7 protein-coding genes are annotated in these 11,278 nt (G+C 32.8%); 2 read left to right on the top strand and 5 right to left on the bottom strand.

Annotated elements, in window-relative coordinates; genetic code table 11:
• Positions 1-278: 278 nt before the first annotated feature.
• Genes C1I91_RS06795 through C1I91_RS06785 form a run of 3 tightly spaced genes read right to left on the bottom strand, consistent with a single transcriptional unit; the run spans position 279 to position 2,668 of the window.
• Positions 279-1,061, bottom strand: coding sequence for an ABC transporter permease (locus tag C1I91_RS06795; protein ID WP_128212186.1), 783 nt, complete (start codon positions 1,059-1,061; stop codon positions 279-281).
• 3 nt (positions 1,062-1,064) lie between these two features.
• Positions 1,065-1,868: an ABC transporter permease gene (locus C1I91_RS06790; RefSeq protein WP_128212185.1), complete on the bottom strand. Its 804-nt coding sequence runs from the start codon at positions 1,866-1,868 to the stop codon at positions 1,065-1,067.
• Complete coding sequence (locus C1I91_RS06785) at positions 1,865-2,668, bottom strand: ABC transporter ATP-binding protein (RefSeq protein WP_128212184.1); 804 nt, start codon at positions 2,666-2,668, stop codon at positions 1,865-1,867. Before C1I91_RS06785 ends, C1I91_RS06790 begins: the two co-directional genes overlap by 4 nt.
• Positions 2,669-3,813: 1,145 nt before the next feature.
• Here C1I91_RS06785 and C1I91_RS06780 point away from each other — a divergent pair.
• Complete coding sequence (locus tag C1I91_RS06780) at positions 3,814-4,890, top strand: PTS sugar transporter subunit IIC (protein ID WP_128212183.1); 1,077 nt, start codon at positions 3,814-3,816, stop codon at positions 4,888-4,890.
• 202 nt (positions 4,891-5,092) lie between these two features.
• On the opposite strand, the gene C1I91_RS06775 is transcribed toward C1I91_RS06780, so the two are convergent.
• Together C1I91_RS06775 and C1I91_RS06770 are read right to left on the bottom strand one after the other, a co-directional pair.
• A complete protein-coding gene (locus tag C1I91_RS06775; RefSeq protein ID WP_128212182.1) occupies positions 5,093-7,651 on the bottom strand; it encodes a tetratricopeptide repeat protein in 2,559 nt (852 codons plus the stop codon).
• Positions 7,652-9,352, bottom strand: coding sequence for a molecular chaperone HscC (locus C1I91_RS06770; protein ID WP_128212181.1), 1,701 nt, complete (start codon positions 9,350-9,352; stop codon positions 7,652-7,654). It lies immediately after the preceding gene.
• Positions 9,353-9,612: 260 nt separating this feature from the next.
• On the opposite strand from C1I91_RS06770, the gene C1I91_RS06765 reads away from it, so the two are divergent.
• The gene (locus C1I91_RS06765; protein WP_128212180.1) at positions 9,613-11,139 is read left to right on the top strand and encodes a methyl-accepting chemotaxis protein; all 1,527 of its coding nucleotides are present in this window, start codon (positions 9,613-9,615) and stop codon (positions 11,137-11,139) included.
• Positions 11,140-11,278 lie beyond the last annotated feature (139 nt).

Genomic DNA, 11,278 nt, shown 5'->3' with positions numbered 1-11,278 from the left:
TTTAAGTTCTAAATGGTATTTTTATTTTATCCTCATATCTGTTAAATATTTGTGGTAAATTACTCCTATCAATTCTTAACAAATTTATCTTCCTTTCCGAATAAATATGAATAAAATCTGGTAGGCTAATAAGCTTTCTTTTTTATTATACTTTTAGGAACCTTAGCTTTTATGATGGATTTTTAGACAGTGAAAAAGTCACGAATATGAAGATATTTCTATCCTCATATTCATGACTTTTACATATAAATACAGCAAAGAATGCTTCTTAATTAATTTTAAGACCCAGTAGATTTGTAGTGCCTCACGCCATATCTCCATAGAATATTGCTAGGTATCAAAAACAATAAGGATACTAGCGGAGAAAACATATAAAGAATGCTATGTCCCTTTGTTCTACCTATTAGGTATAAAAACGGATAATAGTTGATAAAAGCCAGTGGTACTATGAAGGTAAAGAACTTAACTACCCACTCTTTATATATGTTTAGAGGATACTGAGCAAGTTCTCTTCCTCCATCAGTGAATATATTTATAACCTCTAGACCTTCCAAGGTGAAAAAGCATATGGCTGCATATATCATAAATAATCCTGAGAATACACCAATCCCCCCTAGCACCATAAAAATTATGGTTATCACCTTTGGTAGATTCCATTGAATTCCTCCATTAAAAATCGCATAGGTAAATACAAGTATTGCCTGTATAAGCCTTCCTACTCTAGTAAATTCTATTCTTGAACCTAGAACTTGAAGTATTTCATTTCTAGGTCTTACCATTACTCTATCAAACTCACCATTTGAAATAATGGAAGAAAATGAATCAAAACCTCTAGCAAAACATTCTGCCAGTGAAAAAGACATAAATATGGTACTAAAGCATATAAGTACTTCATTGAAACTATATCCGTTTATATTTCCAAACCTGTCAAATAAAAAATACATGCTCAAGAATGATAATAATGTAGTCATCCCTTGTCCTAAGGCTGTTAAGAAAAAAGAAGTCTTGTACTGCATTGCAGATTTTAAGTGCATAAAGAAGTATTTAAAATATAACTTCATCTTTTAACCTCCTTGTACTACTACATGCTTTAGGGCTCTTGAGATTATTACTTTACCTAGAATAACTAATAACCCTAACCAAACTAGCTGGAGCAATATACTTTTTAAACAATCTGTTGCAGGAAGATTACCACTATATATTCTAAAGGGAGTATTTTGCATAAATGCAAAAGGCAATAAATTAATATATTTTGTAAAATAATCTGGTAATAAAGGCAACGGAACAAGACCACCTGCGAGAAAATCAGCCAGCATTACTAAAACCATTCGTATACCCATCGGAGATATAGTATACATGGTAAAAATATATATAAGCATACAATAAGCAACCACTAATATGAAAGCCAATGTCATCGATATAAAGAAGAATATTGCACTCTCCATTGAATATGGACCATGGAATCTATAGGGCTCTGGTAAAAATAATGCAATAATAAGAATCGGGAAGCATCTAAGCACTGCCTTAGCCAATCTAGTAGCGCAATTTCTAGTAAACCATATATTATACAAGTCAAGAGGTCTTATTAGTTCATAAGCCACATTGCCACTACTTATCAAATCAAAGATATCGTTTTCTAGAAACCAAGTCATAAATAGTGCTAAAAAGCCTTGTTGAAGCCATATATAACTAGAAAGCTCCTTAAAATCCATAGGCACTTTTGAAGAACCGCTTTTATAAAAAGCTTGATACAGCATTATATACATAAAGCCCCAAGCAAACTGAGTTACTATACCTGCGTAAGCTGCAGATCTGTATTGAAGACCATTGATAAATCTTATTTTTAAGAAAGATATATAGGGTCTCATACGTTGTACTCCTTATACATCTTTACTACAACTTCATCTATGTTCAGTTCTCCGCCTTCACTGAACTCATGCTTTAACTCTTCAAAATTGCCATCCAAAAGCACTTTTCCTTTTCCTATAAGTATCATCCTTTTGCATAGAGCCTCAATATCCTGGGTATCATGGGTGGTAAGTATAACAGTAGTCTTCTTTTCCTTATTTATTGTCTTTATAAAATCTCTTACTGCTATTTTAGAAACTGCATCCAAACCTATGGTTGGTTCATCTAGAAATAATATCTTTGGACTATGAAGAAGTGATGCTGCTATCTCACAGCGCATTCTTTGACCTAGGCTCAGCTGCCTAGTAGGAGTTTTTATTATATCCTCAAGCTTTAACAAATCAGTAAGCATAGCTTTATTACTTTTATACTGGTTATAGGGAATTTTATATATGTCCTTAAGCAATTCGAAGGAATCCTCAACAGGTACATCCCACCAAAGTTGAGACCTCTGTCCAAAAACAACTCCGATGTCCTTTACATAATCGATTCTATTTTTCCAAGGCACCTTCCCATTTATGACACAACTACCACTATCGGGATTTAATATGCCGCTCATTATCTTAATAGTAGTACTTTTTCCTGCACCATTAGGTCCAATATAAGCTACCATCTCTCCTTCATCAATTTTAAAAGATACATCCTCCAGTGCTCTAACCAAATCATACTCTCTTTTAAAAAGTGATTTAAAAGCCTTTGTAAATCCTGGACTCCTTCTAAAGACTTTAAAAGACTTAGATATGTTTTTCAATTCAATCAATCTCTCAGCCCTCCCCTACATGTTCAATTCATAATTAACTGCCTTAGATTTGAGATAAACTACTTTTTTGAAAGCTTCATAATTAGAGTGGCTTCTCCCACACCAAAGAGTGCACTTATAACTAGTTTTATTCATCCAAGCACATTACCTTATTTAAGCGCAGCATTGTAATATTATTACAAATCAATCTTATATTCAATAGTTTTCTTTCTCATTTATATAAAATTATTAATTTTTATTGGACTAAGTCCTCTCAACCCGCATTATTCCAATAAATTCTTAACTTCTTAACTTTTTAACTTCTTATATTTTTATATTTATTTATTCTTAACAATGTAAGAAGTTTTATTGTTATATTTATATAATTAAAGAGTTCAAACGCAAAAAAAAATCAGCCGAACTCTGTAAATTCAACTGATAAAACTTAGGGATCTGTAATAATATCTTATATCTATATAATAAAGCCTAAATGTGAACATATGATTTCAAATTTGATAATAAATGGTTAATTTATTAAAGTACCTACAAAAGCTTCTAATTTTTAATTCTTTGCGTAAGCTCATCTAAGCATCGGATGACTAACCACTTAATTTCCAAAAGCTACTTTAATTTAGAAACACCTCATTGCCAAATTATTCTTTTTCTCTATAATGTAATCGAAGTCATTATCAATTGCTAAATAAATTGATTTCAAACTTTATATTTATCATTTTTTTAATAATCCCATAGACATATTAACAATATGAGGTTATACTATATAAAAATACTGATAATATGATAAACGCAATGACGGAGATAATGCTTCTACTAATGTAGATTCATTGTAATATTTAACGTACTAATTACAGAGAACCAATGGATGCTGAGAGTTGGTGTTAGTAAGAATATTATCCTATCACTCCAGAGCTTTTAAGTTGAATTTATAGTAAACTTAGACGTTTGCCTCCGATATAAAGGCTAGGTTTTAAGTATGTAGTTATACATATTTGAACTGATTTGAGATACAACTTTTTGTTGTAATTAAGGTGGTACCGCGAATATAATCCTTCGCCCTTATGTTTTTATAAGGGCAAAGGATTTTTTTATTTATCTTTTTATTTGTATTAATTATTTTTATATTTTTTATTTGAAAGGGGCAATTTATTATGGAAAGCACTAAAACAAATTTAACTGATGTAACATACGAAGAAACTCTTGTACCAGAAGAGACAAAAGAATCTGCAAAAGATTTAGCATATAAAGCAGCGGCAGGAATTGCGAATGCAGTACTTGTTATGCTTGGAATAGGACTTTTATGTGAAACTATAGGTAAGTTTATTCACTGGCCAGCTTTTATAGGTATAGGTACCATTGCAAAATCAATGCTTGCACCAGCTATAGGTGCTGGAGTGGCTTATCAACTTGGTGGTAACACTCTTATAATATTTAGTTCAATGATCGCGTCAACAGTAGGTGCAAATGCTGTAAAGATCACTCCTGCTGGACTTATATTTGTATCCGGTCAGCCTATAAGCGCAGTAGTTGCTGCTTTAGTAGCAATATTTGTAGGTAAAGCAGTAGCTGGAAAAACTCGTCTTGATATGATGGCAATACCTTTTGCAGCTGTTGTTGTAGGTGGTATTTCTGGTCTTGGACTTGCTGCTGTTACTACTCCAGCTTTGAACTGGCTAAGTGCACAAATTGCATACTCAGTTAAGATATCGCCGTTTATAGGCTCCGCTTTAGTATCTCTTGCTTGGAGCATTTTACTTATGACACCTGCATCCTCTGCAGCAATAGCTATTGCACTTAAGCTAGATCCTGTATCCAGTGCAGCTGCCCTCATAGGATGTACAGTTCAGTTTGTTGGATTTACATTGATGTCTTTCAGAGAAAATGAAGCGGGAACAAACATAGCTCAAGGACTTATAACTCCTAAGGTACAGTTTCCAAATATAATAAAAAATCCTAAGATTATAATCCCAACTTTTATAGCCTCAGTAATAGCTGCACCAATAGCTACAGTTTTATTCAAATTCTCTTCCAGTTATGAACTGGCAGGACTTGGACTTAACTCCCTTATAGCTCCACTTAATATAATTGCTAATCAAGGAGTTAAAGGAATCTTAATCTTTGTATTGACTGGTGTGATAATTCCGTCAGCTATAATTCTTCCAATTTATTTTACAATGAAAAAATCTGGACTTATTAAAAAAGGTGATATGCATTTGGATATCCAATAGACTTCAAGCATACACTACTTTGTTTAAATAGAATTTATGTCTAAAGTTAATCGTACTATATTGGCCTAATATTAAAATAGACTGCCTCAGATTTTTAACACTCTGAGGCAGTCTATTTTCTATATAATACTTTCTTTCGTAGGCTCATTAAATCATCTGCTGATTAACCATTTAATTTCAAAATAGTGCTTTAACAGAGTCATTATTTATTAAACAGAGATTTGAATAACCCCTTCTTTTGGTTGCTCTCTCCGCTAACCTTTTTCATCAATTCCTGCTTTGCTTCTATAGCTGAAGTGTTGTGAGCATCTATCTCTAGCATCCTATCACAAACCAACAACGCTTCTTGATAAAGCCCTTTATAATTAAGCAGTCTAAGCTTTAGTAAAAGTATATCTAGGTTATTTCCATCTAACTTTAAAGCTGCGCTGCATTCTTTTTCTGCTTCTGCTATTTTTTCAAGCTTATAGTAAGACCATCCTTTATTTTGATGAGCCACAGTATAATCAGGATCAATTTCTAAAGCCTTATTGCAATTCTCTATACAAGCTTCATATTTTCCTAGGCAATACAAGGAGTAACTTATGTTTACATAGCAATTTCTCTGGTCTGGATCTAACTCTATAGACTTATAGAAGTATCTAAGTGCTTCTTCATAGTTTTCTAATTCATTAAATATATGACCAGCAGCATAATAATATGGTGCATAGTTAGGATCACTAGTTATGGCCTTTTTATATAAATCAAGAGCCTGATTATAATCATTTCTTCTCTCCATGATATTTCCTTTTAATTCATAGAAACTATCTTTAAACTGAATATCTTGAAGTTCAAGCACTGTGTTTAATAAGTTTAAAGCTTCCTCTTCTCTAGATTCACTTAGAAGACACTGAACCTTATAGTAATAGGAGCCTCCATTATTAACGTTTATCTCAATTGCCTTATCAAAAGCATTTATGGCTTCTTCATACTTGTCGATATAGTAGTAGCATAAACCTTTTAAGTAGTAATATTCATCATTATTTTCGTCTAGTTCAAGGGCATAGTCGCAGTAGTCTGCTGCCTCTTCATATCTTCGTAATCTCATCAGTACTCTTGCTTTGCAGTGATATAACTTACTATCCTTAAAGCCTAAATCACTTGCTTTATTATAGGTATCTAAAGCCTCATCATATAAATTCACCGCAGTAAAGGCTTTTATTTTTATGATATAAGCTTCTAGTAGATATTGATATTTATTAAGGGCTAAGTTACATGCTTCAAAGCAGTCTTCATAAAGCTCTAAGCCTAAAAGAGCTTCAGCTTTATTCTTGTAAGCATGAGCCATATGAGGATCTAACTCTATGGCTTTATCTGCACACTTTAGAGCTTCATTATAATTTCTTAAAATATTAAACACATATGCCTTATTGTTATATGCGGCGCAGCTGTCATTCTTTATACTTATTGCTCTATCATACTGAGCAAGCGCCTCTTCATACTTACCAAATCTGTCTAGCATATCTGCTTTTAAGAAATTAAGTTCATAGTTATTTCTAAATAATTCTACGCCTTCACAAACAGTGGTGTACGCTAATTCTTCATTGTTCAATTTAATCAACACCTGACAAAGAAGACAGTACATATCTTCTGTAAAGCCGTTTTCTTGTCTTAACTCCTTTAAGATATCATAACTTTCTTCTGTTTTTGAAGTTCTAAAATATGCTTCAGCAAGTCTATACCTTAAAGCTTGGTTTAGATTGTCTTCCTCTAGCTTATTTAATATATCATCTATATAAAAATTATAAGCAGAAGTTAGTATTATATTTATATCATTTCTATATTGATATATTTCATCTACCTTTTCCAAATACTTAATAGCTTCCTCATACTGATTTAGGTTTATACAACATTTTCCTAGTGCATATAAGGCTCCGACATCATCTGGCTTTATTTCTAAAACCTTAGCATAGTCATTATAAGCCTCTTTTAACTCTCCAACTCTGTTACTAATCTCAGCTCTATAAAAGTATCCATCGATGTCTTTTTCATCCTTTGATATTACCTGAGAAAGCAAATCCTTTGCTTCATTAAGTCTGCCCTTTAGCATATAGTATCTTGCTTCCAATATGATAAGATCCGGGTGATTAGGACAAATATCCTTAGCTGAAGCTATGTTTTTACAAGCAGTATATAAATCATAATCATCTAAGGCATTTGAGACTTTATTATATTTAGATATAAATTCATCCTCTTGTCCAGGTATACAATCTTTTAGATAGTCGTAGCGAAAGGTACTTCCTTTATCAATCTTATATATAACAAAGTCAATAAAGTTCTTAGGGAAATCTCTATATAGATTATCTTTCTTTGAAGTCCAGGAAAAATAACTATCAAACAACTTCCAAACTTGATTTGGAAAGTTATAATTGTCCATTAGAAAGGTTAAAACTTTACTGCTAATTTCCGAAGCAGTATCTATGTTATAGCATATATCTTTTTCTAATAGTTCTGTCCATTGATCGCTGCTAAGTCTTTTTTCAAAGTCTTTATAACATGCTTTAAATTCCTCCATGAATTCATCTACTGGTGATAGCTCTTGTTTAGCTTTACTTTCTGACTCTTTTGCTATATTGCAAGCTTCCTCATAGGCTGCTCTCAGCTGTTTAAAACCTTCTGGATCTTGTTCTGGCGAATACTTTGTTAAAAGACTTGAATAAGCCTTTCTTATCTCATTAATATCCTCTGTCTTTTCAATACCTAGAACCTCAAAACAATCCATCTAAAAATCCCCCTTAGTATCTATTGAATCAAATATGTTCTTTACACGTACTCTTGCGTCCTTAATCTCTTTCAGATCTTGTCTTTCCAGAATCTCTTCAAACTCTCTTATAAGCCTTCCAATCTCTTGCCTTGCCTCTCCTAAGTTTTCCTCGAACAGTCTCTCTCCTCTAGTTATTATTAGCTTATTTTCATGATTTTCTCTAGGATGTATTTTAAGGCTTGCCAAGGCTTCCATTCTTGTAGCTATTTCTTCCTTAGTCATATGACCTGGATTCTTTTCAATAACTACGGTTTTCTTTGTTCCAGTTGATACCACCGTTACTTCTACCTCTAATATACCATTAATGTCGTAGGTATATCTAACATCTATAGCTTCATTACCTGCTGATGCTGATGGTACTGATATATTAAGCTCTCCAAGATAAATATTGTCCTTTGATAAACGTGATTCCCCCTGAAGTATCTCTACATTTATTACCTTTTGATTGTCATAAACTGTATATAATCTCTCTACTTTACTTACAGGTATAGTTGTATTTCTTTCGATTATAGGGAGGAAGTGTCCACTTTCAAACTGTCCATGAGACTTTCTCACTGATACAGTAGTACCAAGGGTATACGGACACACATCTGTAAGTATTATTTCTTTAAAAGCAGCATTCTTTCCTTTTAGCGCCGCTTGAACTGCTGCGCCTAGTGCAACTACTTCATCAGGATTTATATTTATATAAGCTAACTTTCCAAAAAGCTTACTTACAAAGCTTCTTATTATAGGCAGTTTTGTTGCTCCACCCACTAGTAATATTGAATCAATGTCACTTATTCTTAAAGAAGCATCACTTAAAGCTCTTTCCACTGGTTCTCTAAGTCTATTTAAAAGCCCCTTTACTGACTTTTCATAGTCATCAAGGGAAACTTCACATTCTAGTAACTCATTATCTACTTTTGAACTTAAGGTTACTATTCTACTGTCAGAGAAGGCTCTCTTCCCAACTTCTGCTTCCTTCTTTAATAAGGAGTAGTCTTTGTCATTTATTTCATCACTCTTTTTGTTATGGTGTTTCAAAAACATAGCAGCCAATGCCTCTGTGAAGTCTTCTCCACCTAAGTAATTGTCTCCAGCAACTGCTCTAACTTCCATTATGTTGTTGAATAACTCAAGTATGGATACATCAAAGGTCCCTCCTCCTAAGTCAAATACTAAAAACTTAGTATCGGATTTAGTATTATGGAGACCATAAGCAAGTGCTGCTGCGGTAGGTTCAGTTACAAGTCTTTCTACTCTAAGTCCAGCAAGCTCTCCAGCTCTCTGAGTAGCCTTTCTTTGGCTATCACTAAAATAAGCTGGTACACTTATAACAGCTTCTGTTACTGGAATCCCCAAAAATCTCTCAGCATCCTCCTTTAAAGACTTTAATATAAGTGCTGACAACTCTTCTGGCAAAAACTCCTTATCTAAAAGCTTATATACCTTCTTGCTTCCCATATTTCTTTTAAATACAGAAGCACTACTTTCTGGGTGGAATATCTGTCTCTCCTTAGCAATTTGTCCTACCAAAATTTCTCCATTATCATCCACACTTACTACGGAAGGAGTTAGTCTCTCACCTAAAGAATTTGGAATAATAACTGGACCTTGTTCCGTCCAATATGACACTAGACTGTTAGTAGTGCCTAAATCAATACCTATATTAACCATATATCTCTACCTCAATTTATTAATTATTAAGTCTTATTAATTATTGTCCTAATAAAACGTCAATACTTCCAGAGATTTCTATATAACTCATATCTATATTTTATTATATTCGTTATATAATTCCAATAGTTTATATAACTTCAATTTATCCGTAGAAATTAAGCTCTTATTTTTATAATATTCTATGCTTTTCTACTTTAGCATTTATTTATTATCTCGATAATTATCCTATATACTATTTATTAGTTGGGGGTAAACAAATGACAAAATCTTTGAAGAACAACTTAATGTTAAAACTTTCTCTTTCTACAGTGTTCCTGATTTTATTAGTAGCCATATTAGGTAGGTTTTTATCATTCTTTACTATGGATGATATGTCAACAATCTCAAATAGCAGTGTTGTAATATCTTATTTAATTGCACTAGTTCCAGTAATACTGTTAGGTACAGCTTTTTACCTATATAAATTTAAGAGCACAGAGCATAAAAGCATTCCTTTATTATTAACACTTACTTTAACCTTTTCTAGTATTGCAATAATAGCAGTGGGAAATGGCTTAGTTGAATATCATTTTTCAATATTCATGGTTATAGCGATGATTGCTTACTACGATAATATAAATTACATATTGATAAGTACAATAATATTTGCTGTCCAACACCTTGGAGGATATTTCTTATTCCCTGAACTAATTTGTGGTTCACATCACTATCCATTCCAAATGTTATTGCTACATGCAATATTCTTGATACTAACTAGCGTAGCTACTATATTTATGATTTCTAGTAATAAAAAGAATGAAGCCTCTCTTAGTGATGAAGGTATGAAGAAGAAAGAGGAGCTTGAGGAAATCCTTGTTAACTTAGGAAAAACAATAAATGATATAGCTGGTTATTCAGAAAGTCTATCTGGAAGTGTTAAAAATAGCTTAAGTACTTCTAACGACATTAACTTTGCTATGAAACATATAGAAGATGCTAGCTTAAACCAATACAACTATACTTCAGAAAGCTCAAAAGCCTTAGCTGAAGTATCAAGAGGAATTTTCGATATAGCTTCTGCTTCTGAAAGAGCTTCTGTAAAAACTATAGAAACAGTTAAGGAAGCAAAAGATGGAGAAAATGCGATAAAGCAAGTAGTTAAGCAAATGAACTCAATTGACGCTTCTGTAGGAAATGTAGCTGAAATCTTAGAAGTATTCAGCAAACAATCTAAAGACATAGATCAAGTAGTTCAAGTAATAAGCTCTATAGCAGAGCAAACTAACCTACTAGCGCTTAATGCTGCAATAGAAGCTGCTAGAGCTGGAGAGAGTGGAAGAGGCTTTGCAGTGGTAGCTGATGAAGTTAGAAAGCTTGCAGAAGAATCTCAGGGTTCTGCTATAAAGATTTCAGATATGATAAAAAGCGTACAAGAAAATATCAATAATGCAAACAAGGCTATGAATATAGGTATCAGTGATGTTCATACTGGTATAGAAGTTGTTAATGAAACTGGAAAAACCTTTAATAACATTCTTTTAGCAATAGATGTGGTAAAAGAAGATGTTTCTAAGGTAGCGGTCATATCTCAAGATGTTTCTTCCGCTGCAGAAGAAGTAACAAGCTCTATTGAGCAAGTGGCAGAACATGCAGATAACAACTCTAATAAGACCAAAGAAACCGCTCAATCAATAATAGAGCAAAATAAGCATTTAGAGCAAATGTTTGATATATCTGAGAAACTTGAATCAACTTCTAGAATGCTTCAAGAATTAGTTGATAAATTTGAAAATAGAAGAAAATAGGTTGTATTCAAAAAAGTCCTTGAAGTGATCTTCAGGGACTTTTTGCATATCTGCCTTTTCAAACATATGTGAGAAGAATATGGCAGACGAGTATTATTTCTTTTTTACAGATATTGCTTTACTGAACTTATATGAAGAA

The organism is Clostridium manihotivorum, assembly GCF_004015185.1.
GTDB lineage: Bacteria > Bacillota > Clostridia > Clostridiales > Clostridiaceae > Clostridium_AR > Clostridium_AR manihotivorum.
This window is presented reverse-complemented; position numbering and strand designations above follow the sequence as displayed.